The sequence below is a fragment of the Agromyces sp. NPDC055658 genome (genome assembly GCF_053618155.1).
Map to the genome: position 1 here is coordinate 37,634 of NZ_JBSHHD010000020.1, position 22,658 is coordinate 60,291.

At 71.8% G+C, this 22,658-nt stretch carries 19 protein-coding genes; 15 read left to right on the top strand and 4 right to left on the bottom strand.

What is annotated here, in order from left to right; all coding sequences use genetic code 11:
• Positions 1 to 9: 9 nt before the first annotated feature.
• A complete protein-coding gene (locus ACWGPE_RS11135; protein ID WP_231431187.1) occupies positions 10 to 1,068 on the bottom strand; it encodes an App1 family protein in 1,059 nt (352 codons plus the stop codon).
• Positions 1,069 to 1,169: 101 nt separating this feature from the next.
• On the opposite strand from ACWGPE_RS11135, the gene ACWGPE_RS11140 reads away from it, so the two are divergent.
• The 5 genes from ACWGPE_RS11140 (at position 1,170) to ACWGPE_RS11160 (ending at position 5,086) form a co-directional block, all read left to right on the top strand.
• On the top strand, positions 1,170 to 1,832 hold the full coding sequence (locus ACWGPE_RS11140) for a TetR family transcriptional regulator (RefSeq protein ID WP_376930116.1): 663 nt from the start codon (positions 1,170 to 1,172) through the stop codon (positions 1,830 to 1,832).
• Between the two features lie 95 nt (positions 1,833 to 1,927).
• The gene (locus ACWGPE_RS11145) at positions 1,928 to 2,740 is read left to right on the top strand and encodes an ABC transporter ATP-binding protein (RefSeq protein ID WP_231431185.1); all 813 of its coding nucleotides are present in this window, start codon (positions 1,928 to 1,930) and stop codon (positions 2,738 to 2,740) included.
• Entirely contained in the window at positions 2,737 to 3,423 is a 687-nt protein-coding gene (locus ACWGPE_RS11150) for an ABC transporter permease (protein WP_231431184.1), read from the top strand. The genes ACWGPE_RS11145 and ACWGPE_RS11150 overlap by 4 nt, the downstream gene beginning before the upstream one ends.
• The gene (locus ACWGPE_RS11155) at positions 3,420 to 4,163 is read left to right on the top strand and encodes an ABC transporter permease (protein ID WP_231431183.1); all 744 of its coding nucleotides are present in this window, start codon (positions 3,420 to 3,422) and stop codon (positions 4,161 to 4,163) included. Before ACWGPE_RS11150 ends, ACWGPE_RS11155 begins: the two co-directional genes overlap by 4 nt.
• Positions 4,160 to 5,086 carry an ABC transporter substrate-binding protein gene (locus ACWGPE_RS11160; protein ID WP_231431182.1) on the top strand — a complete coding sequence of 309 codons (927 nt, stop codon included), beginning with the start codon at positions 4,160 to 4,162 and terminating at the stop codon, positions 5,084 to 5,086. The genes ACWGPE_RS11155 and ACWGPE_RS11160 overlap by 4 nt, the downstream gene beginning before the upstream one ends.
• A 22-nt stretch (positions 5,087 to 5,108) precedes the next feature.
• Here the strand turns inward: ACWGPE_RS11160 and ACWGPE_RS11165 are convergent, their stop codons facing one another.
• Genes ACWGPE_RS11165 through ACWGPE_RS11175 form a run of 3 tightly spaced genes read right to left on the bottom strand, consistent with a single transcriptional unit; the run spans position 5,109 to position 7,283 of the window.
• Positions 5,109 to 5,897 (bottom strand): DedA family protein, encoded by a 789-nt coding sequence (locus ACWGPE_RS11165; protein ID WP_338029110.1) that lies wholly within the window; start codon positions 5,895 to 5,897, stop codon positions 5,109 to 5,111.
• A 34-nt stretch (positions 5,898 to 5,931) separates the two neighbouring features.
• Positions 5,932 to 6,906 carry a M56 family metallopeptidase gene (locus ACWGPE_RS11170; RefSeq protein WP_452048704.1) on the bottom strand — a complete coding sequence of 325 codons (975 nt, stop codon included), beginning with the start codon at positions 6,904 to 6,906 and terminating at the stop codon, positions 5,932 to 5,934.
• A 2-nt stretch (positions 6,907 to 6,908) separates the two neighbouring features.
• The gene (locus tag ACWGPE_RS11175; protein ID WP_231431180.1) at positions 6,909 to 7,283 is read right to left on the bottom strand and encodes a BlaI/MecI/CopY family transcriptional regulator; all 375 of its coding nucleotides are present in this window, start codon (positions 7,281 to 7,283) and stop codon (positions 6,909 to 6,911) included.
• Positions 7,284 to 7,394: 111 nt separating this feature from the next.
• On the opposite strand from ACWGPE_RS11175, the gene ACWGPE_RS11180 reads away from it, so the two are divergent.
• The 10 genes from ACWGPE_RS11180 to holA all read left to right on the top strand — a co-directional run bounded on the left by ACWGPE_RS11180 (position 7,395) and on the right by holA (position 22,646).
• Positions 7,395 to 8,807: a cytochrome ubiquinol oxidase subunit I gene (locus ACWGPE_RS11180; protein WP_452048705.1), complete on the top strand. Its 1,413-nt coding sequence runs from the start codon at positions 7,395 to 7,397 to the stop codon at positions 8,805 to 8,807.
• A 10-nt stretch (positions 8,808 to 8,817) separates the two neighbouring features.
• Positions 8,818 to 9,822, top strand: a complete 1,005-nt coding sequence (cydB, locus tag ACWGPE_RS11185) for a cytochrome d ubiquinol oxidase subunit II (RefSeq protein ID WP_231431178.1) — start codon at positions 8,818 to 8,820, stop codon at positions 9,820 to 9,822.
• Positions 9,823 to 9,838: 16 nt separating this feature from the next.
• Positions 9,839 to 11,485, top strand: coding sequence for a thiol reductant ABC exporter subunit CydD (gene cydD / locus ACWGPE_RS11190; RefSeq protein WP_308191651.1), 1,647 nt, complete (start codon positions 9,839 to 9,841; stop codon positions 11,483 to 11,485).
• Entirely contained in the window at positions 11,478 to 13,187 is a 1,710-nt protein-coding gene (gene cydC, locus ACWGPE_RS11195; protein ID WP_275505873.1) for a thiol reductant ABC exporter subunit CydC, read from the top strand. The genes cydD and cydC overlap by 8 nt, the downstream gene beginning before the upstream one ends.
• A 9-nt stretch (positions 13,188 to 13,196) precedes the next feature.
• Positions 13,197 to 14,648 (top strand): anthranilate synthase component I family protein, encoded by a 1,452-nt coding sequence (locus ACWGPE_RS11200; protein ID WP_452048706.1) that lies wholly within the window; start codon positions 13,197 to 13,199, stop codon positions 14,646 to 14,648.
• Positions 14,649 to 14,735: 87 nt separating this feature from the next.
• The gene (gene leuS / locus ACWGPE_RS11205) at positions 14,736 to 17,309 is read left to right on the top strand and encodes a leucine--tRNA ligase (RefSeq protein ID WP_275505871.1); all 2,574 of its coding nucleotides are present in this window, start codon (positions 14,736 to 14,738) and stop codon (positions 17,307 to 17,309) included.
• 125 nt (positions 17,310 to 17,434) lie between these two features.
• Positions 17,435 to 18,295 (top strand): DUF3626 domain-containing protein, encoded by an 861-nt coding sequence (locus ACWGPE_RS11210; protein WP_231431174.1) that lies wholly within the window; start codon positions 17,435 to 17,437, stop codon positions 18,293 to 18,295.
• Positions 18,296 to 18,464: 169 nt separating this feature from the next.
• Positions 18,465 to 19,163 carry a ComEA family DNA-binding protein gene (locus ACWGPE_RS11215; protein ID WP_231431173.1) on the top strand — a complete coding sequence of 233 codons (699 nt, stop codon included), beginning with the start codon at positions 18,465 to 18,467 and terminating at the stop codon, positions 19,161 to 19,163.
• Positions 19,164 to 19,165: 2 nt separating this feature from the next.
• Positions 19,166 to 21,598 (top strand): ComEC/Rec2 family competence protein, encoded by a 2,433-nt coding sequence (locus ACWGPE_RS11220; protein WP_452048707.1) that lies wholly within the window; start codon positions 19,166 to 19,168, stop codon positions 21,596 to 21,598.
• Positions 21,599 to 21,623: 25 nt separating this feature from the next.
• The gene (gene holA, locus ACWGPE_RS11225; RefSeq protein ID WP_452048708.1) at positions 21,624 to 22,646 is read left to right on the top strand and encodes a DNA polymerase III subunit delta; all 1,023 of its coding nucleotides are present in this window, start codon (positions 21,624 to 21,626) and stop codon (positions 22,644 to 22,646) included.
• The last annotated feature ends 12 nt before the right edge of the window (positions 22,647 to 22,658 follow it).

Consider the following 22,658-nt stretch of genomic DNA (forward strand, 5'->3'; position numbering starts at 1 on the left):
GCGGAGCGCTCAGACGACGCCGACCTCGGCGAGCCGATCGGCGATCGTCGAGCCGTCGCTCGCCGAGACCCAGGGCACGTCGGTGCCGTGCTCCTCGGCCTTGGTGCGTCCGCCGGCGAGCACGGCCTCACCGGTCGAGAGCCGGCGGATCGCGATCGCGGCGACGCGATCGGGATGCTCGGCGGCGAAGCGGGCGTAGAGCTCCTCGTCGTGCTGGCCGTCGTCGCCGATGAGCAGCCAGCGCACGTTCGGGAACTCCTCGGCGAGGCGACGGAGATTCTCGGCCTTGTGCTCGCGGCCGCTGCGGAACCAGCGATCGTGAGTCGGGCCCCAGTCGGTCAGGAGCAGCGGGCCGGCGGGGAACAGGTTGCGCGAGAGGAAGCGCGTGAGGGTGGGTGCGACGTTCCACGCGCCCGTCGACAGGTAGATGACGGGGGAACCGGGGTGCGAGCGGGCGAGCCGCTCGAACAGGACGGCCATGCCGGGCGTGGGGATGCGTGCGTGCTCGTCGAGCACGAACGTGTTCCAAGCGGCGACGAGCGGGCGGGGGAGCGCCGTCACCATGACGGTGTCGTCGACATCGGAGATGATGCCGAAGTCGACGTCGGGACCGACGATGCGGATCGGCGCCTCGACGGGCTCGGCGCCCTCGGTGCTGAGGGTGGCGCGGTGCCAGCCGGGCGCGAGCGACGCCGGCACGGTCGTGTCGACGACGCCGCCGCGGTCGGCGAGCACCTCGATGCGCTGGCCGCCGACGTCGATGACGACCGGAACGTCGCCGACCGGCACGCTCGTGAAGCTGCGCCAGCCCCGGATGCCCTGTTCGCCGCGCTTGCGGCGGCGCTTCGAGCGTTCGTCGGCGGCCACCGGCTTCGACAGCAGCACGCGGCAGAACACGCGCACCCATTCGGTCGAGCCGTATCCCGTGTACGGCACGACGGTCGGCACATGCCCGCGACGACGGGCGCCGCGGGAGCGCACGTCGTGGAACCAGTCCTCGATGCGCGCGGCGCGATGCCGGACCTGGCGCTCTCGAGAACCGTGCGGGGTGGGGGAGCTCGCCGGCATCCACTCAGTCTGTCATGCACGGGGGACACGTCGCGAAACGGCGGGTGCACGCCCGGGCGTTCGACGCCCGGTAGAGTGGTGCGAGCAACTGAGGAGGTTCCGTGCCGAACATCGACCTGATCCTCGGGGCCGATCCGAGCCGGAGGCGCTCGGTCCGCACCGAGCCGACGCAGCGTCGGTCCAGCCAGCGCCTCGACGCGCTGCTCGATGCTGCCGCCGAGATCGTCGACGAATCGGGGTTCGAGCGCCTGACGACCCAGATGGTCGCCGAGCGCGCAGGCGCCTCGATCGGCACGGTGTACCGCTACTTCCCCGACCGCGTCGCCGTGCTCTACGCGCTGCGCGAGCGCTCGGTGCACCGGTTCCGCGAGCGGGTCGCCGACGAGATGGCGCGCACGACGCTCGAGTCGTGGTGGACGGTCGTCGACGTCGCGCTCGACGTCAGCGCCAAGATGTACGCCGGCGAGCCCGGGTTCAGCGTCGTGCACGCCGCGCAGCGCGAGCTCGCCGAAGGCGATGTCGAGCCCGAGTTCGCGCACCGCATGGCCCGGCTCATCGAGGCCGAGTTCGGCGGCGAGGGCGACCAGGCGGAGCTGCGGTTCCGCCTCGGGGTGGCGATGGAGATCGGCGACGCCCTCATCAGCCGTGCGTACGAGCGATCGGTCGACGGCGACGAGCGGTACCTCGCCGAGGCGAAGCGTCTCGTGCACGACTACCTCGCCGAGCACCTCGGACGGGCCCTCTCCGCGTCCACAGCCGCCTGACGACTCGCGGGGCGCCCCGTTGCGCTCCGGGCGCGATCGGTGTTTGGCTTGAAGCTGCACATGGCAGCGAACGCCGACGACGGGATTGAGCCAGCATGATCGAGTTCCGCGGCGTGTCCAAGCGCTTCCCCGACGGCACGCTCGCCGTCTCGGACGTCGACATCGTCATTCCGCCGCGCAAGACGACGGTGCTGGTCGGCTCGTCGGGGTCGGGCAAGACCACGCTCCTGCGCATGATCAACCGCATGGTCGACCCGACCGGCGGCCAGGTGCTCATCGACGGCACGGATGTCGCGACCGTCGATCCGGTCGTGCTGCGACGCGGCATCGGCTACGTCATGCAGAACTCCGGGCTGCTGCCGCATCGCAAGGTGATCGACAACGTGGCGACCGTGCCGCTCCTCCGCGGCGTCCGCAAGCGCGAGGCGCACGCGCGGGCGCTCGAACTGCTCGACACCGTCGGCCTCGACCGTTCGCTCGCCGACAAGTACCCGAGCCAGCTCTCGGGCGGTCAGCAGCAGCGCGTCGGCGTCGCCCGCGGGCTCGCGGTCGACCCGAACATCCTCCTCATGGACGAACCGTTCGGAGCGGTCGACCCGATCGTCCGTTCGGAGCTGCAGCAGGAACTGCTCCGCCTGCAGGGCGAACTGGGCAAGACGGTCGTGTTCGTCACCCACGACATCGACGAGGCCTTCCTCCTCGGCGACCAGGTCGTGATCATGCAGCAGGGCGGACACATCTCGCAGGCCGCGTCACCCGCGGAGATCCTCGCGAACCCGGCCGACGACTTCGTCGCCGACTTCGTCGGGGCGAACCGGGGCAAGCGCGTGCTGCACGTGACCGAGGTCGACGGTCGGCGCGTGGTCGTCGACGACGACGGGCGTGCGGCGGGAGTGCTCGCCTCGTGAAGTGGCTCTGGTCGAACCTCGACCTGGTCGGCGAGCTCACCCTCGTGCACCTGGCATTGTCGGTGCCCGCGATCATACTGAGCTTCGTGATCTCCGTTCCGATCGGCTGGGTCGCGCACCGGTACCGGTGGTCGCGCGGCGTGCTGCTGTCGCTGTGCGGCCTGCTGTACGCGATCCCGTCGCTCGCGCTGCTCATCGCGCTGCCGATCTTCACCGGGCAGCGCACGACCTCGCCGATCAACCTCGTCGTCGCGCTGACCCTCTACGGCATCGCCGTGATCGTTCGCACCGCGGCCGACGCCTTCGATGCCGTCGAGCCAGACGTCCGCCAGTCCGCCACCGCGATCGGGTACGCGTCGTTCAGCCGGTTCTGGGGCGTCGAACTCCCGCTCGCGGGTCCCGTGCTGCTCTCCGGCATCCGGGTCGTCATCGTGAGCACGGTGAGCCTCGCGACGATCGGCGCCGTCACCGGCGTGCAGAGCCTCGGCAGTCTGTTCACCGACGGTCTGCAACGCGGGATCCAGGCCGAGATCATCACCGGCATCGTCGTCACGATGGCTCTCGCCATCGGGCTCGACTGGGCGAGTGTGGCCATCGGGCGCCTGGTCATGCCCTGGTGGCGGCCGAGCCGGGCGCAACGACGCCGCAGCCTCGAGCGGGTCGAGCAGGTGGACGCCTCGTGAACCTCCTGCTCGAAGCGGTTGCCTGGATCCTCGACCCCGCCCACTGGACGGGCCCCGGGAGCATTCCCGAGCGGATCGCGCAGCACCTCGTGATCTCGGCGATCGTGCTCGTCATCGCGGCACTCATCGCGCTTCCGCTCGGCGGGCTCGTGGGGCACACCGGTCGCGGCCGCGAACTCGCCGTGATGGTCTCCGGCGGCCTGCGCGCGTTGCCGACGCTCGGTCTGCTGACGCTCGTCGGGCTGTGGCTCGGCATCGGGCTCTCCGCTCCGATCATCGCGCTCGTCGTGCTGGCGCTGCCGCCATTGCTCGCCGGGGCCTACTCGGGTTTCGAGAGCGTCGATCGCCGAACCGTCGATGCCGCACGCGCGATGGGCATGCGCGAGCGCCAGGTCGTGAGCAAGGTCGAGGTGCCGCTCGGCATGCCGATCATCGTCGGCGGCGTCCGATCGGCCACGCTGCAGATCGTCGCGACGGCGACGCTCGCCGCATACATCGCGAACTTCGGGCTCGGCCGCTTCATCTTCGAGGGTCTCAAGACGCGCGACTACGCCGAGATGCTCGGCGGCTCGATCCTCGTCATCCTCCTCGCACTCGTCGTCGACGGGTGCTTCGCCATCATCCAGCGGGTCGTCGTACCCGCCGGCGTGCGGGCCGCCCGCACGCGCGAACCTCGCTCACGACCGACCCGGTCGCGAGCGACCGTGGGGCAACCCATCCAGGAAGGGAACCAGTCATGATCACAGCAGGAAAAGGCCGGCTCGTCGCACTCGCGGCGGTCGCGGTCGGGGCGACAGTGGCCCTGGCAGGGTGTGCATCGAGCGATCCGCTCGACAGCGGATCGGGCGAGACCGACGGCGGCGGCGAGACGCTCGTCGTCGGGTCGCAGGACTACTACTCGAACGAGATCATCGCCGAGCTCTACGCGCAGGCGCTCGAAGCCAACGGGTTCACCGTCGAGCTGCAGCCGCGCATCGGCCAGCGCGAGGTCTACATGCCCGAGATCGAGAGCGGGAGCATCGACGTCTTCCCCGAGTACACGGGCAACCTGCTCCAGTACTACGTCCCCGACACCACGGCGACGACGGCCGACGACGTGTACGCCGAGCTCGAGACCTCGCTGCCCGAGGGGCTGCGCGTCCTCGACCAGTCGCCCGCGACCGACCAGGACTCGTACAACGTGACCAAGGAGTTCTCCGAGCAGAACGACGTCACGAGCCTCGCCGACCTCGCGAAGGTGACCACGCCGCTGACGCTCGGCGGCAACTCGGAGCTCGCGACCCGGCCGTACGGGCCGGAGGGGCTGAAGTCGGTCTACGGCGTCGACGTCGCGTTCACGCCGATCGAGGACTCGGGCGGGCCGCTGACGCTGAAGGCCCTGCAGGACGGCGACGTGCAGCTCGTCAACATCTTCAGTGCGAACCCCGCGATCGCGACGAGCGACCTCGTGACCCTCGAAGACCCCGAGGGCCTGTTCCTCGCGTCGAACGTCGTGCCCGTCGTCAGCGAGAAGGTCGACGACAAGGCCGCCGAGGTCATCAACACGGTGAGCGCGGCACTGACCGCCGACGAGCTCGTCGCCCTCAACGCGAAGAGCGTCGACGACCAGGAGTCGGCCGAGCAGATCGCGAGCGACTGGCTCGCCGAGCAGTCGCTCTTCTGAATACCGGCGGCTGCGACCGCCGTCAGCGGTCGGAGCCGAGACGCGAGGGGCCGGGTGTCGAGGCATCCGGCCCCTCGCCGTCGGCACGGTCGTCGTGCGTCCGGCGGTCAGGGGCGAACGCGGTCGGAGCCACCGGCGCGGTGTCGAGTGCCCCGGAGTCGTCGGACGCCTCCGCCGCCTCCATGTGCTTCGCCTCCGAGCGGACGATGAGCTTCTTCGCGAGCCACACGAGCGCCAGGAAGACGACGATGACGCCGACGAAGAGGTAGCCCGCCCAGTGCAGCTGGCGGCTCAGCTCCCGGTAGCTGCCGGCGGCGAGCCATCCGACGGTGACATAGGCGAACGCCCACAGGACGCACGCCGGAAGCGTCCATGCGATGAAGCGGCGGTAGCGCATCGTGCTCATGCCCACGGTCAGCGGGATGAGCGAGTGCAGGATCGGCAGGAACCGCGAGATGAAGATCGCCGGCCCGCCTCGACGGTCGAGGTAGCGCTGTGCGCGATGCCAGTGGTCCTCGCCGATGCGCCGGCCGAGGCGCGAGTGCAGCAGGTGCGGGCCGAACCAGTGGCCGATGCCGAAGCCGATGCTCTCGCCGATGAGTGCGCCGATGATCACGGCGAACGCGAGCGCGAAGTACTGCGCGAGGTCCTCGACCCCCGTCGCGGCGACGAGCACGATGGTGTCGCCGGGCACCACCAGGCCGATCAACACGCTCGTCTCGAGCATGATCCCGACTCCCGCGAGGAGCGTCCTGACGACGGGGTCGACCGATTGCACGGTGTTCAGGATCCAGTCGAGGATCTCGTTCATCGTTCGAGCGTATCGATCGCGGCGTGCGCGCGCGTCAGACCGGCGTCGTATTCGTCAGGACGTGGGCGTACGCCAGTAGGGGGATCGCGACGAGCGCGATCGAGGCCGCGACCACGAGCGGCCGTGAGGGTGCGGGCACTGCACGACGGGGTGCGGGGCCGCCGCGACCGTCGCGGGCCGGGGTCGTGCCGTCGAGCCTCGCGAGACGCGCCTCGAGCATGTCGGCGTCGGCGATGACGCCGTCGTCGCCGAGCCCGGCCGGGCCCGCATCGGCGCCGACGACGAGCATGGCGCCGCGCAGCGCGTCGTCGCCGGCGACGCGGCGTGCCCGGTCATCGGCGAGCATCTCCGCGAGGAGGATCACGGCGCGCTCCGAGCGGTTCGCGATCGGGAACCACGGCAGTGCGCTGTGCCAAGCGCGGAAGGCGAGCAGCACGAGGTGATGGAGCTGGTCGAGGTGGGCGCGCTCGTGCGCGATCACCGCGGCGAGCTCGGCCGGGCTCAGCGCGTCGACGAGACCGTCGGTCAGCACGGTCGCCGTGCGGATGCCGGGCACGCAGTAGGCGAGCGGGGTCGGGTGCGCGAGCACGCGGGTGCTGGGTTGGCCCGGCATCGGGTCGCCGAGCAGGGCGATGAGCTGGTGCTGGCGCCGTCGCTCGCGTTCGGCGCGAACAGCGGTGAGGGCGAGGTTCAGCGCGAGGTGCAGGGCGAGACCGGCGGCGAGCGTGATGGCGGCGAGCTCGAGCACGTCGAACTCCGGCGGGATCGGGCCGGTGAGGAGCACGGGTACGAGGGCGTTCCAGGCGCCGACGAGCGAGCCGGCGGGCGCCGCGCCGTAGACGAGGAGGCAGCCGATCATCGAGAGTCCGCCGGCGATCGCGATCGACTGCCAGAGCACGAGGGCGGCAGCCGGCGATCGCGACGGCCAGGCGGCGCGCGAGAGCGCGACCGGGATCGGCCAGGCCAGCGCGAAGGCGAGCACGCCGAGCACCGCGGCGACGGCGAGCATCGTCAGTGGTGCGCGAGCTCGTCGAGGAGCCGGCGGAGCGTCGCGGCCTCGCCGTCGCTCACCGTGCCGACGAAGCGGGCGAGGGCGGCGTCACGGTCGCTCGCGCGATCGAGCACCTCGTGCATGAGCTCCGCCGTGTGCTCTTCTCGGGAGAGCAGCGCCTGGTAGTGGTGCGGACGGCGCTCGCGCGTGCGGCTCACGAAGCCCTTGCGCTCGAGCCGCGAGAGCACCGTCAGCACGGTCGTGGTCGCCACCGTGCGGCCGGAATCGCCGCCGCGCACGGCCAGCGCGTCGCGCAGCTCATTCGCCGTGAGCGCGACGTCGCTCGACCAGAGCACCTCCATCACGGAGCGCTCGAGATCTCCGAGACTCGCCATGCTTCCAGAGTACCGCCGTCGGCGGGATTGTTCTACGCTGTGTAGAAGCAAAGTTTTACGCTTTGTAGAAGAATCTCACCGAGATGTTCGGACTCCGCGAAAGGGGTATCCGTGAACGAGCTGCTCGATCCGTTGCTGCTCGCCCGATGGCAGTTCGGGTTGACCACCGTCTATCACTTCCTGTTCGTACCGATCACGATCGGTCTCGCGACGACGGTCGCGATCTTCCAGACCGCGTGGTACCGCACGGGCAAGACCCAGTACCTGCAGGTGACCCGGTTCTTCGGGTCGATCTTCCTCATCAACTTCGCCATGGGCGTCGTGACGGGCATCGTGCAGGAGTTCCAGTTCGGCATGAACTGGTCGGAGTACTCGCGGTTCGTCGGCGATGTCTTCGGCGCACCGCTCGCCCTCGAGGGCCTGCTCGCGTTCTTCTTCGAGGCGACGTTCATCGGCCTCTGGATCTTCGGCTGGGACAAACTGCCCCGCGGCATCCACCTCGCCACCATCTGGTGCACCGCGGTCGGCACGATCGTCTCGGCCTACTTCATCATCGCCGCGAACGCCTTCATGCAGAACCCGGTCGGGTACGAGATGAACGCCGAGAAGGGCCGCGCGGAACTCGTCGACATCTGGGCGCTCCTGACGAACCCCGTCGCCCTCGCCGCGTTCCCGCACACGATCGCCGCGAGCTTCATGGTCGCGGCCGGCCTCATCATCAGCGCGAGCGCGTGGCACCTCGCGCGCAACCAGCACCTCGACTCGATGCGCCCGGCCCTGAAGTTCGGCCTGTGGCTCATGGTCGGCTCGGGGATCCTGACGACCCTCTTCGGCGACCAGCTGAGCCTCGCGATGGTCGCGACCCAGCCGATGAAGATGGCGGCCGCCGAAGCCACCTACGACATGGTCTGCGGGGCCGACGCGTCGTTCTCGCTGTTCACGCTCGGCACCCCCGACGGCACGACCGAGCTCTTCTCGATCCGGGTGCCCTACCTGCTCTCTCTGCTGTCGACGCACACCTTCGACGGCTGCGTCGAAGGCATCAACGACCTGCAGGCCGACTACCAAGCCCTCTACGGCCCCGGCGACTACGCGCCGATCATCTGGGTCACGTACTGGGCGTTCCGCTGGATGATCGGCCTCGGCATGCTGCACGTGCTCGTCGCGGTCGTCGGCCTGTGGCTCACCCGCAAGGGCCGGATGCCTCGGCAGAAGTGGGTCTGGAAGATCGCGATCTGGAGCTTCCCGCTCTCGCTCGCCGCGATGATCGTCGGCTGGATCTTCACCGAGATGGGTCGCCAACCCTGGATCGTGTTCAGCCTGCTGCCGACCGAGTCGGCGGTCTCGCCGAACGTCACCGGGCTCGACGTCCTCATCTCGCTCGTCGCGTTCACGCTCATCTACGGCGCGCTCGCGGTCGTCGAGGTGCGGCTCGTGATCCGCGCCATCAAGCAGGGGCCGCCCGAGATCGGCGAGCCCGACCCCGAATCGGGCCGCGTCGAGCCCGCCGCAACGGTCTACTGAGGAGACGGACATGGATCTCTCAACGCTCTGGTTCTGGATCGTGGCCTTCCTCTTCGTCGGCTACTTCGTGCTCGACGGCTTCGACTTCGGCATCGGCATGTCGCTGCCGTTCCTCGGCAGGGACGACACCGACCGACGGGTGCTCATCAACACCATCGGCCCGGTCTGGGACCTCAACGAGACGTGGGTCATCGTCGCCGGGGCATCCCTGTTCGCCGCCTTCCCCGAGTGGTACGCGACCCTGTTCTCGGGGTTCTACCTGGCGCTCCTGCTCATCCTGCTCGCGCTCATCGCCCGCGGCGTCTCGTTCGAGTACCGCCACCAGCGCCCCGAGTCGAAGTGGAAGGCCTGGTTCGACGGCATGATCGTCGTCGGCTCCGCGGTGCCGGCGCTGCTCTGGGGTGTGGCCTTCGCGAACATCGTGCAGGGCGTGCCGCTCGATGCCGACCACAACTACACGGGCACGCTGTTCGACCTGCTGAACCCGTACGCCCTGCTCGGCGGGCTCACGACGCTCCTCCTGTTCTTCACGCACGGGGTGGTGTTCGCCTCGCTCAAGACCGAGGGCGACCTGCGCGCGCGTGCGCGCAGGCTCGCCACGCGCGCGGGCGTCGTCACGATCGTCGTCGCGGCCGCCTTCCTGCTGTGGACCGGGCTCGCGTTCGGCACTCCCTGGTTCTGGATCCTGGCGGGGATCGCGGCCGTCGCGCTCGTCGGCGGCTGGATCGCGAACCTGCGAGGTGCCGAAGGAGTCGCGTTCGCGCTGCTCGCGATCACCGTCGCCGCCGCAGTGCTCGCGCTGTTCGCGTCGCTCTTCCCCGACGTGATGCCCGCGTCGAACGATCCGGCGAACAGCCTGACGATCGAGAACGCCTCGTCGACGCCGTACACGCTCACGGTCATGAGCTGGGTGGCGCTGATCTTCCTGCCGCTCGTGCTCGCCTACCAGGCGTGGACGTACTGGATCTTCCGCAAGCGGGTGAGCCGCGCGCACGTCGAGGCGGCCGCCCACTGACGAGGACGATGCAGGCGTGAAACCACTCGACCCCAGGCTCGTCAGGCGCTCGCGCGCCGCCCGCGGCTTCCTCGTCGCGGGCGGGGCGCTCGCCGTCGTGCAGGCCGCCGCGACCATCGCGATCGCCTGGGCGATCGCCGGGCTCGTCTCCGGGCTCATCGACGGAATGCCGATCGACGAGGTGCGCCTCCTCCTCGCACTGCTCGTCTGCGGTGCGACGGTGCGCGCCCTGGGCGCGTGGGGATGGGAGGTGGTCGGCTCGAGCGGTGCGATGCGCGTGAAGGGCGAACTCCGGTCCGACCTGCTGGCCGCCCTCGAGCGGCGCCCCGCGGGCATCGCCGGATTCCCCACGGCACGGATCGCGACGCTGCTGGGCCCTGGCGTCGACGCGCTCGACGACTACTTCGGCCGCTACCTCCCGCAACTCGTCCTCACCGTGGTCGCGACCCCGGCGTGCATCGCCGCGGCGTGGATCGCCGACCCGCTGTCGGGGCTCGTGCTCGTCATCGTGCTGCCGCTCACCCCCGTGTTCATGGCGCTCATCGGCATGGCGACCGAGCGTGTGCAGCGACGCCAGTGGGACAGCCTGTCGACGCTGTCACGGGGCTTCCTCGAAGTCGTCGGCGGCCTCTCGACGCTGCTGCTCTACGGGCGCGCACAGCGGCAGGTGGGGCGCATCCGCGCGGTGACCGACGACTACCGGAAGCACACGATGAAGGTCCTGCGCGTGACCTTCCTCTCGGGGTTCACGCTCGAGCTCGCCGCGAGCCTCTCGGTCGCCCTCGTCGCGGTGTCGATCGGGCTGCGGCTCGTCTCGGGCGACATGGCGCTCGCCGCCGGCATCTTCGTGCTCGTGCTCGCACCCGAGGTCTTCCTTCCGCTGCGCAACGTCGGCGCTGCGTTCCACGCCTCGGCGGCGGGGGTCACCGCGGCCGCCGACGCGTTCGAGCTCCTCGAGGCGGCCGAGGGCGCCGGCGACGAGGCATCCCCGATCCAGCACGCTCCCGGATCGGGAGCCCGCGGCCGTTCCACCGCCGGCGAGGGCCTGGCCCTCGCCGGGGTCACGGTGCGGCGCGATGAGCGCGTCGTGATCGACGGCCGCTCGTTCGCGGTGCCGACGGGACGACTCGCCGCCGTCGTCGGCGAGAGCGGCAGCGGCAAGTCGACCCTGTTCGCGGCACTGCTCGGCTTCGTGCCGCACGAGGGCGTCATCGAGCTGGAGGGCCGCGAGCTCGACGGGCACGGGTTCGACCGCATCGCCTGGGCGGGCCAGACGCCGACACTCGTCGCCGGCACCGTCGAGATGAACGTGCGACTCGGCGACGAGTCGGCCGATCCGGCGTTCCTCGACACGGCGCTGCGGGTCGCGGGCGTCGACGTGCCCGCAGATCGCCGACTCGGCCCGGGCGGCAGCGGACTGTCGGGCGGCCAGGCGCAGCGGGTCGCCATCGCCCGGGCGGTGCACCGCCTGCTCGCCCGCGACCTGCCGTTGCTGCTCCTGGATGAGCCCACGTCCGCTCAGGATGCGAGCCGCGAGGCCGAGCTCGCCGCCGAGCTCCGGGGGCTCGCCGCGACCGGGCGCATCGTGCTCGTCGCCACGCATCGGCCCGAGCTCATGGCGGTGGCCGACGTCGTCGTCTCCACGGAGGCCGCCCATGTCTGATCGCACCCGATCCGTGCTCCGCACGAGCATCCCGCCGCTTCGCCGGCTGCTCCCGTCGGTGCTGTTCGGCGCAGCGTCCGGCGGATCGGTCGTGGCCCTCATCGCATGTTCCGCCTGGCTCATCGCCCGCGCGGCCGAGCAGCCGCCGGTGCTGTACCTGTCGCTCGCGATCGTGGGCGTGCGCGCGTTCGCGCTCGGCCGCGCGGTGTTCCGCTATCTCGAGCGGCTGACCGGACACGATGCGGCGTTCCGCCAGCTCGCCGAGATCCGGACCGGCGTCTTCGAGCGCATGCTGCCGGTCGCGCCCGACGGCATCGCGGACCTTCGACGCGGGGAGCTCCTCGCGCGATTCACCGGCGACGTCGACGAACTGCAGAACGTGCCGCTTCGCGCGGTGCAGCCCGTCGCGAGCGCATCGGTCGTCCTCGTCGCGGCGGTCGTCGGCGTCTCGTTGGTCTCGCCGGGCTCGGCGCTCGCGATCGCCGGATGCCTCGTGGCCGGCCTCGGTGCGACGGTGCTCGTCCAGCGCGCGGTCGCAGCCCGGGCGGAGCGGCGACTGGCGCCCCTTCGCGGCGAGCTGCAGGCCGCAGTGGTCGAACACGTGCAGTCGCTCGACATGCTCGTCGCCTTCGATGCGGCCGCCGCGAGCCGTCGGCGCATCGAGCGACTCGGCGAGCGCCTCGCACGGCACACGCGCGCGAACGCCTCGGCCGCCGGCGCCGCTGCGGCGCTCATGGCGGCGATCGGCGGCTTCGCGGTGGCGGCGAGCCTCACGGCGGGTCAGTCGCTGCTCGCCGAGGGGCGCATCGACGGCCCGACCTTCGCGGTGCTGTGCCTCGTGCCGCTCGCGATCGCCGAGATCGCCGCGGCCCTGCCGCCGGCGGTGACCGCGTGGCGCCTCGCCCGGGTGAGCGCCGAGCGGGTCGCGAGCGCCGTCCCCGACGAGGTCCCCGCCGAGCTCCCGGCCGCGCCGCTCGAGCCCGACGTCGTGCCGGCGACCGACGGGCCGCCCCGCCTGACGCTCCGAGCCGTGGGCGCCGCATGGCCCGGCTCGCGGGGTGCCGCGCTGTCGGGCATCGATCTCGAGCTCGCACCGGGGGAGCGGGTGCTCGTGCGCGGACCCTCCGGGTCGGGCAAGACGACCCTCGCGCACGTGCTCGTGCGGTTCCTCGACGTCGCCGACGGCTCGTACCTGATCGACGGGGTGGACACGGCGCGGCTCGACCCGTCCGAGGTCCGCCGCCTCGTCGGGCTCGTCGAGCAGTCGCCGTGGCTCTTCGACGAGGACGTTCGCCAGAACCTGCTCTTCGCCCGCGACACCGCGAGCGACGACGAACTCGTCGACGTGCTCGCACGGGTCGGCCTCGGTGACTGGCTCGCCGAACGAGGCGGCCTCGGAGCGAAGGTCGGCGAGCGCGGCGCGCTCGTGTCGGGCGGCCAGGCGCAGCGCCTCGCCCTCGCGCGAGCGATGCTCGCGGGGTTCCCCGTGCTCGTGCTCGACGAGCCGACCGCGAACGTCGATCGCGAGCGAGCCGACTCGCTGCTCCGCGAGCTCCTCGGTGCGGCCGGTGCCGACCGCACCGTCGTCCTCATCTCGCATACGCCGGTCGACCCGTCGCTCGTGGACCGCATCGTCACGATCGACGGCGGCCGTCTCGTCGGAGAGGCCGGCCGCGAGCCGGCGACGCGCGTCGCGCCGTAGGCTGTGTGGATGCCTCCTCGCCTGCGTTCGCGCGCATTGCCGGAGTGGCGCACGCCACGCGCGGTCTTCGCCGACCGCTTCGCGCAGCTCGACCACGTGGTCTGGCTCGACGGGGGCGACGAGGGGTCGAGCGGAGTGAGCGTGCTCGGTGCCGCCCATGCCGGGAGCGACGTCGTCACCGCGGACCTCTCGGCCGGCACCGTCACGATCGCCCGCCCGGCCTCGCCCGGTGATGCCGGCGTCGTGCGGCGCGGGCGCGTCTTCGAGCTGCTCGCCGATGCGCTCGCCCAGCCGCCCGTCGCGCTCGCACCGGGGGCTCAGGCCCCCGGTCCGCTCGGCTGGTTCGGATGGTTCGGCTACGAGCTCGGAGCCGACCTCGAGGGCGTTCCGACCGCGCCGGCCGAGACCCCCGACGCGGCGTTCCTCTTCCTCGACCGGGTGACCCTGTTCGACCACGCCCTGCGCGAGGTGCGCCTGCTCTGGATCGAATCACCCGACGGCGACGCGTGGGCCGACGAGTGGGCGTCGGCGCTCGAACGGATGCCGGCGGAGCCGGCGGCCGGGCCCGCCAGCGGTGCCGGCCCAGGGGCGGGCGGCGGCGCGAGCCATCCTGCCGCTGCGCCCATCGCCCGCTGGCGGCACGACGCGGCGGCCTACGGTCGGCTCATCGACGAGTGCCAGGCGGCGATCGTGCGCGGCGACGCCTATCAGCTGTGCCTCACGAACCGGGTCGACCTCGACGTGCACCCCGATCCGGCCGAGACCTACCTCGCACTGCGCGCGACGAGCCCGAGCCATCACGGCGGCTACCTCCGGTTCGGCGAGTTCGCCCTGCTCAGCGCGTCGCCCGAGCAGTTCCTGCACATCGAGCCGTCCGGGCTCGTGTCGACGAAGCCGATGAAGGGCACCCGGCCGCGCGACGCCGATCCGGTGCGGGATGCCGCGCTCCGCGACGAGCTCCTCGCGAGCGACAAGGAGCGCGCCGAGAACCTCATGATCGTCGACCTCATGCGCAACGACCTCGGCCGCATCGCCGAGCTCGGCAGCGTGAGCGTCGAGGGGCTGCTCGAGGTCGAGGAGTACCGGCACGTGCACCAGCTCGTCTCGACCGTGCGTGCGCGAATCGTGCCGCCAATGGACGCGCTCGATGTCGTGCGCGCCGCGTTCCCCGCAGGGTCGATGACCGGCGCGCCCAAGCGCAGCGCCATGACGATCCTGCACGAGCTCGAGCAGGGGCCGCGCGGCGTCTACTCGGGCGCCTTCGGCTACCTCGGCGTCGACGGCGGCGCCGACCTCGCGATGGTCATCCGGTCGATCGTCATCGCCCCGAGCGGGGCGTCGATCGGCACGGGCGGCGGCATCACCGCGCTGTCGGTCGCCGAGGAGGAGATCGAGGAGACGCGCATCAAGGCTCGGGCCCTGCTCGCAGCCCTCGGCGAGGCATCCACCCGCCTGGATTGACTAGTCTTGATACCCGAGTGCGCCGCGATCCGGCGCGCCCGAGACCTGCGGGCCGCGCCCGCCGAGCGACACACGATTGAGAGTCACGTGGCACACGATCACGACCCCGCGAACGCCGAGCCCGGCGCGTACGACTTCGCCGCGATCCAGGCGAAGTGGCTTCCCGTGTGGGACGAGCTCGAGCCCTTCCGCGCCGGGGCGGCAGGCGACACGCGGCCGCGCAAGTACGTGCTCGACATGTTCCCGTACCCGTCGGGCGACCTGCACATGGGCCACGCCGAGGCGTTCGGGTTCGGTGACATCGCCGCGCGCTACTGGCGCCACCAGGGTTTCGATGTGCTGCACCCGATCGGCTGGGACTCGTTCGGCCTGCCGGCCGAGAACGCGGCCATCAAGCGCGGAGCCGACCCTCGCGAGTGGACCTACGCGAACATCGCCCAGCAGAAGGCCTCGTTCCGCCAGTACGCGCCGAGCTTCGACTGGTCGCGAGAGCTGCACACGAGCGACCCCGAGTACTACAAGTGGAACCAGTGGCTGTTCCTGAAGCTCTACGAGAAGGGCATCGCCTATCGCAAGGCGGGCCAGGTCAACTGGTGCCCGAACGACCAGACGGTGCTCGCGAACGAGCAGGTCGTCGACGGCCACTGCGAGCGCTGCGGTGCGGTCGTCACGAAGAAGGCCCTGACCCAGTGGTACTTCCGCGTCACCGACTACGCCGACCGCCTGCTCGACGACCTCAACCAGCTCGAGGGCACCTGGCCGTCGAAGGTCGTCTCGATGCAGCGGAACTGGATCGGGCGCTCGGCCGGCGCCGACGTCGAGTTCGAGATCGAAGGGCGCGCCGAGCGCGTGCCCGTGTTCACGACCCGTCCAGACACCCTGTACGGCGCCACGTTCATGGTCGTCGCCGTCGACTCGCCGCTCGCGGCCGAGCTCGCCGAGGGCGCGTCGGCCGAGGTGAAGCAGCGCTTCGACGACTACCTCGACTCGGTGCGCGCCGAGAGCGACATCGAGCGCCTCGCGACCGACCGTCCGAAGACGGGCGTCTTCCTCGAGCGCTACGCGGTCAACCCGCTGAACGGCGAGCGCCTGCCGATCTGGGCGAGCGACTACGTGCTGGCCGACTACGGCCACGGCGCGATCATGGCCGTGCCCGCGCATGACCAGCGCGACCTCGACTTCGCACGCACCTTCGGGCTGCCGGTGCGCGTCGTGGTCGACACCAATGCGCCGGTGACGGGCGTCATCCCGGTCATCCCGCTCGACGAGCACGGCGACCCGTACCTGCCCGACGACCTGCCGCCGCTCGATCCCGCGGGTACCGGCACCGCGCTCACCGGCGAGGGCCGCCTCATCAACTCGGGCCCGCTCGACGGCCTCTCGAAGTCGAACGCGATCCGTCGCGCGATCGAGATCCTCGACGAACGCGGCACCGGTCGCGCGGCCAAGAACTTCCGGTTGCGCGACTGGCTGATCTCGCGCCAGCGCTTCTGGGGCACCCCGATCCCGATCATCCACTGCGCCGAGTGCGGCGAGGTGCCGGTACCCGAGTCGGAGCTGCCCGTGCGGCTCCCCGAGGCCGCCGGCCTCGACCTGAAGCCGAAGGGCTCGAGCCCGCTCGGCGCAGCCGAGGACTGGGTGAACGTGGCGTGCCCGAACTGCGGCGGCCCGGCCAAGCGCGACTCCGACACCATGGACACCTTCGTCGACAGCTCCTGGTACTACCTGCGGTACCTGAACGCGAACGACGACACGCAGGCGTTCGACCCGGCGCAGGCCGAGAAGTGGGCGCCGGTCGACCAGTACGTCGGCGGGGTCGAGCACGCGATCCTGCACCTGCTGTACTCGCGCTTCATCACGAAGGTGCTGTTCGACCTCGGCTACCTGAGCTTCACCGAGCCGTTCACCTCGCTCCTGAACCAGGGCATGGTGCTCATGGACGGCTCGAAGATGTCGAAGTCGAAGGGCAATCTCGTCGAGTTCGCCTCCGAGCTCTCGGCGCACGGCACCGACGCGCTTCGGGTCACGCTCGCGTTCGCCGGTCCGCCGGAGGACGACATCGACTGGGCGGATGTCTCGCCGGTGGGTTCCGCGAAGTTCCTGGCGCGCGCGTGGCGCATCGCCGGCGAGGTGACCTCGGCGCCCGGCGTCGATTGGTCGACCGGCGACCGGGCGCTGCGCCGGGTCACGCACCGACTGCTCGCGGATGCCGCGGGGCTGGCCGAGTCGTACAAGTTCAACGTCATCGTGGCGAGGCTCATGGAGCTCGTGAACGCCACGCGGAAGGCGATCGACTCCGGTCCCGGCGCTGGCGACGCGGCCGTGCGCGAGGCGGCCGAGGTGACGGCGATCGTGCTCGACCTGTTCGCGCCCTACACGGCGGAGGACATGTGGCAGCGACTCGGCTACGAGCCGACGGTCGCCCTCGTGCCGTGGCGCAAGGCCGACCCGGCGCTGCTGGTCGAAGACCAGGTGACCGCGATCGTGCAGGTCGACGGCAAGGTGCGCGACCGGCTCGAGGTGTCGCCGAAGATCTCGGCGGAGGAGCTCGAACAGCTCGCACGCGGCTCCGCGGCCGTGGTGCGCACGATCGGGGAGCGCGAGATCGTGAACGTCATCGTGCGCGCGCCGAAGCTCGTCAACATCGCGACGCGGGGGTAGCGCCGACCGCGTCGATCGCACCGTTCGACAGCCCGTCCGGGCGGTGGCCGTGCCACGTTCGGGCGGGCTGTCGGCATCGGCGTCATACGACGCCCGGCGGCGGGACCGCCTGCCAGAATCGACGGATGGACCATCGACCCGAACCCTGGCACGCCGCCCTCACCGCCGTCGCCGCTCGCTCGAAGCCCGGCCGCGCGGTGCCGACCGACGCCCGGCTCGTCCTGCACTTCCACCCCGATTCCGACCTTCACGGCAAGCCCGTGCTGCGGCGCATCCTGGAGGAGGGACGCTACGCCTCGCAGTTCGTCACCGGCACGAGCAACGGCGGGCTGACGGCCGTTCCGGGCGGCGACCGCTGGAACTGGGAGAGCCGCCTGTTCTCCGGCGCGTACGACGCGCACGACGGGGCACTCCGCCCGGCCTACGGCGCGCTGAACCTCGACGGCGACGCGTACGGCGCGGCGCCGCGATTCGGCTCGGCCTACCTGCGCCTCCGGCCGGAGGCCCTGCGGCGTGCGACGTTCACGTATCCCGACAGCGCGTTCGAGCCCGCGCTGTTCGGGGTCGCCGACCGGATGGGGCTGCTCGACGACTACCACGCCGACGTCGTCGATGAACTGCTCAACCGTTACATCGAGGCGCAGGTGCACGGGGGCGTCTCGGTGCCCGACGACGTCGAGGCGATCGTGCTCGACCCGAGCTTCGATGACGAGGCGACCCTTCGCGTCGCCGAGGACGCCGGCCTCGTCATCGAACGCCACCCCGGCTACCGACTCGGACTCGAGACCGTCGAAGCCAACCCGGAGTATCGCGGCGAGGAGGCCGTCGAGGTCGCCCGGCGCATCGCGGTCGACGGCATGCTCACGCCGGCGGTCGTCGGTCGTGCGCGCGTCGCGGGCGGAATCGACCCGCAGCTCGTGAAGTACGTGTGGCACCACCTCGCGCGGTTCGGCCGCGAGTGGCCTCGCGAGGCCGTCGCGGCGTAGGGGTCTCGCCCGGATCGGCGTCGCTCGACCCGTCTGTTCGACGCCGCCTCGCCGGGCCCGTCCGCGGCTCGCCGTCGACTCGTCCTCGACAGGCGCGATCGTCGGCCGAATTCGCACGTCGGCGGCCGATCGTCGCTCGTCCTCGGTCCTCGGCGCATAGCGTGCGGGCATGCCGCCCAACTCCTCGCCGGACCCGTCGGCCGTGCTCGACCCGTCCGCGCGGCGGGCGTCGCCGCGCGTGCGCCTCGGCGTGGGCGCCGCTGTCGCGCTGTTCATCGCGGCGGTCGTCGTCGCCGCGGTGATGTCGTTCGCGGCATCGGGCGGCGGCGAACAGGGCGAGGTCGGGTTCGCGGGCAACGGCGCGTCGGGTGCTGGTGCCTCCGGTGATGCGGCCGCGACGGTCGCGACCGCTGCACCGCCCGTCGTGCTCGTGCACGTGCTCGGCGCGGTCGCGAGTCCTGGGATCGTCCAGCTCGACGAGGGCGCGCGCGTCGTCGACGCGATCGCCGCCGCCGGCGGCCTCACGGCCGAGGCCGACCCGGCCGGGGTGAACCTGGCTCGGGCGGTCGCCGACGGCGAGCAGCTGATCGTGCCGAAGGTCGGCGAGGTGCCGGCCGTCGGTGCCGCCGGCGACGGTGCTGCCGCCGGGGGCACGGGGGCGGGCGGCGCGGGCGACGGCAAGGTGCACCTCAACACCGCCGACGTCGCCGAGCTCGACATGCTGCCGCGCATCGGTCCGGCACTGGCGCAGCGCATCATCGACTGGCGCGAGGCGAACGGACCGTTCACGAGCACCGACCAGCTGCTCGACGTCGCGGGCATCGGCGATGCGGTGTACTCGGGGCTCGTCGACCTCGTGGCGCTCTGACCATGCCCGGTCTGCGGCTCGCCGCCCCGGCCTGCACGGCGTGGGCCGGCGCCTGGCTGGCGGTGCTCTCCCCGGACATCGGGCTCGATGCGGGGGTCGTGGCTGGTGCGACCTGGATGGCGGCGGTCCTCGCGCTCGTCGTCGCGCTCCGCACGCGGCGGCCGATCGCCGCGACCGCGCTCGTCTGCGCGGCGGTCGCCGCGCTCGTGGCGACGAGCGCGTCGGGCGCCCTCGGAGCGCGGAGTTCGTCGCCGCTCGCGACGGCGGCGGCGGAGCGCGAGGGCATCGCGGTGGTCGTCGAATTGACCGCGGCGCCGCGTCGGCTCATGACGATGTGGGGCCCTGCCACCGACGGGGGTGCCGCGACTCCGGCCGCGGCGTCCCCTTCGGCGGTCGATGGGCGTGGCGGCGCAGCGGCCGGCATCGCCGGGCAGACCGCGACCGGGGACGCGCCCCGTCCGCGGGCGACGGCCTCACTGCGTTTCGAGGGCCGGCTGGTCGCGGTCGACGGCCGGGCGACCCGAGCGATCCCGGTGAGCGGTGTCGTCGAAGCCGTGCCCGCCGAGCTCCAGCTCGGTGCACGGCTCGCCTTCACCGGCCGGGCGACCGCATCACCCGGCGCGGAGCGCGCGGCGTTCGACCTGCATGCCGACGGCGACGTCGTCGTCGAGCCGCCGCCGCCGTGGCTCGCGTGGAGCGGCGAGCTGCGCACCCGGTTCGCCGATGCCGCGTCCCGTCTCGACGGCGACGGCGGTTCGCTCGTGCCCGGACTTGCGATCGGCGACACGAGCGCGGTCGGCGCCGAACTCGACGACGACATGAAGGCGAGTTCGCTCAGTCACCTGACCGCCGTCTCGGGCGCGAACTGCGCCATCATCACCGCGGCAGCGTTCGCGGTGGCCGCCGCGGCGGGCCTGCGCCGTGGCATCCGGGTGCTCGTTGCGCTCGTCGCCCTCGCGGCGTTCGTCGTGCTCGTGACCCCCGAGTCGAGCGTCGTGCGTGCCGCGGTCATGGCCGTCGTCGTGCTGGCGGCGCTGGCCGTCGGCCGTCCCGGCGGGGGAGTGGCGGCCCTCGCGCTGGCCGTCGTCGTGCTGCTGGTCGTCGATCCGTGGTACGCGCGCGACTACGGATTCGCGCTGTCGGTCTGCGCGACGGCCGGCCTGCTGCTGCTCGCGGCGCCGCTCTCAAGGGCGCTCGCTCGGGTGATGCCGACGCCGCTCGCATTCGTGCTGGGCGTGCCGCTCGCCGCGCAGCTCGCCTGCCAGCCCGTGCTCGTGCTGCTCGACCCGGCGATCGCGGTCTACGGCGTTCCCGCGAACCTGCTGGCGGCACCGGCGGCGCCCGTCGGCACCATCGCAGGACTGATCGGCTGCCTGCTGCTGCCGGTGCTGCCCTCGGTGGGGTTCGCGGCGATGCAGCTCGCGTGGTGGCCCGCGCAATGGATCGCGGTCGTCGCCCACACGGGCGCGTCCCTGCCCGGCGGGAGGCTGGCGTGGCTCCCCGATGCCGCGGGCGCCGTGCTCCTCGGGGTGTGCACGGTACTCGCGCTGCGGCTCGTGATGGGGCCGCCGTTGTCGCGACGCGGTCGCGTGTCGATCGCGAGCCTGCTGGTCGTGACCGTCGCGATCACGGTCGGCCTGGCGGGCGGTGCCCCGCTCGTCGCTCGCGCGACGAGACCCGCGCAATGGGATGTCGCGGCCTGCGACGTCGGGCAGGGAGATGCCGTGCTCGTGCGTTCGAGCACGTCCGTCGCCCTCATCGACACCGGGCCCGACGCGGCCGCGCTCACCAGGTGCCTCGAGCTGTTCGGCGTCGATCGTCTCGACCTCGTCGTACTGACCCACTGGGACGCCGACCACGTGGGCGGAACGCCGGCGATCCTCGGCCGCGCGGGCACCGTGCTGCACGGCCCGCTCGACGGCGATCGCTCGTCACGAGTCCTCGAGCCGCTCGTCGTGTCGGGAGCACGGGCCGTCGAGGTCACCGCCGGCGTGCACGGCACGCTCGGCGTGTCGAGCTGGCGGGTGCTGTGGCCGCAGCCCGAGGCGCAACCCGGCAACGACGCGAGCGTCGTGCTCGACCTCGTCTCGCCCGGCTATCGGGGCGTCTTCCTCGGTGATCTCGGCGAGGAGTCGCAGGATCGCATGCTGCGGTCGGCCACGATCGGCGACGTCGACCTCGTCAAGGTCGCCCACCACGGGTCGTCCGACCAGAGCGACCGCCTCTACGAACGCCTGCACGCGGCGATCGGGCTCGTCGGGGTCGGCGCCGACAACGGCTACGGGCACCCGACCGAGCGGGCGCTCGACCTGCTCGAGCTGGCCGGCACGACGGCGCTGCGCACCGACGAGATGGGATCGATCGCAGTCGACGCGACCGCCGGCGGCTTCGCGGTCTGGAGCGAACGGGCGGGCGGGGTCGGTGGCCGCCCGTAGACTGGAGCGCGGAACGGAGGCACGGGTGGCAGCACGCGGTGGCGCTTCGGCGCGTTCGAATGTCGCGATCCCGCAACTCGCCTGGCACGCCGTTCGACCTGCGCCGATCGTGCTCGTGACCGGTGCCGAAGACGTGCTCGCTGAACGCGCGATCGGCCTGCTCCGCGACTTCCTGCGGGCCGAAGACCCCGCGCTCGAGGTCAGCGACCTCGAGGCCGACGGGTATCGGCGGGGCGAGCTGCTCACGCTCGCGAGCCCGTCGCTCTTCGGCGAACCTCGACTGATCCGGGTGAGTGTGGTCGAGAAGGCGAGCGACGACTTCCTGCTCGACGCGCTCGCCTACCTCGAGCAGCCGGCCGACTCGACGACGCTCGTTCTGCGCCATCGAAGCGGGATGCGCGGCAAGAAGCTGCTCGACGCGATCCGGGCGGGCACCGGCGGCGGCATCGAGATCGTCTGCGCCGAGCTGAAGAAGGACTCCGAGAAGCAGGACTTCGCGGCGGCGGAGTTCCGAGCGGCCGGCCGCAAGATCGCGCCGGGCGCCCTTCGGGCTCTCGTCGGGGCGTTCAGCGACGACCTCCGCGAGCTCTCGGCCGCGTGCCGGCAGCTCATCGCCGACGCTCCCGGCGACATCTCCGAGGCGGTCGTCGCCCGCTACTACGGCGGTCGGGTCGAGACGAACGCGTTCGCCGTCGCCGATGCCGCGATCGCCGGGCGCCACGGTGAGGCGTTGATCGCGCTCCGGCACGCGCTCGACAGCGGCGCCGACCCGGTGCCGATGGTCGCGGCGTTCGCGATGAAGCTGCGCACGATGGCGAAGGTGTCCGGTTCGCGCGGCGGCGGCGCTCAGCTCGCGTCATCCCTCGGCATGGCGCCGTGGCAGGTCGACCGAGCGCGTCGCGACCTCGTCGGCTGGACCGACGAGGGCCTCGGTGTCGCGATCGAGACCCTCGCCGCGACCGACGCAGCGGTCAAGGGCGCCGAACGCGACCCCGTGTTCGCACTCGAGCGCCTCGTCGGCGTCATCGCCGCCCGCGGTCGCCGCTAGTCGCTCCGAGCC

What these genes read in the sequence shown, in the direction of transcription:
- ACWGPE_RS11135 (WP_231431187.1), bottom strand. Translation starts at nt 1,068, where the DNA reads ATGCCGGCGAGCTCCCCCACCCCGCACGGTTCTCGAGAGCGCCAGGTC.
- ACWGPE_RS11145 (WP_231431185.1), top strand. Translation starts at nt 1,928, where the DNA reads ATGATCGAGTTCCGCGGCGTGTCCAAGCGCTTCCCCGACGGCACGCTC.
- ACWGPE_RS11160 (WP_231431182.1), top strand. Translation starts at nt 4,160, where the DNA reads ATGATCACAGCAGGAAAAGGCCGGCTCGTCGCACTCGCGGCGGTCGCG.
- ACWGPE_RS11165 (WP_338029110.1), bottom strand. Translation starts at nt 5,897, where the DNA reads ATGAACGAGATCCTCGACTGGATCCTGAACACCGTGCAATCGGTCGAC.
- ACWGPE_RS11170 (WP_452048704.1), bottom strand. Translation starts at nt 6,906, where the DNA reads ATGCTCGCCGTCGCCGCGGTGCTCGGCGTGCTCGCCTTCGCGCTGGCC.
- ACWGPE_RS11175 (WP_231431180.1), bottom strand. Translation starts at nt 7,283, where the DNA reads ATGGCGAGTCTCGGAGATCTCGAGCGCTCCGTGATGGAGGTGCTCTGG.
- cydB (WP_231431178.1), top strand. Translation starts at nt 8,818, where the DNA reads ATGGATCTCTCAACGCTCTGGTTCTGGATCGTGGCCTTCCTCTTCGTC.
- cydC (WP_275505873.1), top strand. Translation starts at nt 11,478, where the DNA reads ATGTCTGATCGCACCCGATCCGTGCTCCGCACGAGCATCCCGCCGCTT.
- ACWGPE_RS11200 (WP_452048706.1), top strand. Translation starts at nt 13,197, where the DNA reads ATGCCTCCTCGCCTGCGTTCGCGCGCATTGCCGGAGTGGCGCACGCCA.
- ACWGPE_RS11210 (WP_231431174.1), top strand. Translation starts at nt 17,435, where the DNA reads ATGGACCATCGACCCGAACCCTGGCACGCCGCCCTCACCGCCGTCGCC.
- ACWGPE_RS11215 (WP_231431173.1), top strand. Translation starts at nt 18,465, where the DNA reads ATGCCGCCCAACTCCTCGCCGGACCCGTCGGCCGTGCTCGACCCGTCC.
- ACWGPE_RS11220 (WP_452048707.1), top strand. Translation starts at nt 19,166, where the DNA reads ATGCCCGGTCTGCGGCTCGCCGCCCCGGCCTGCACGGCGTGGGCCGGC.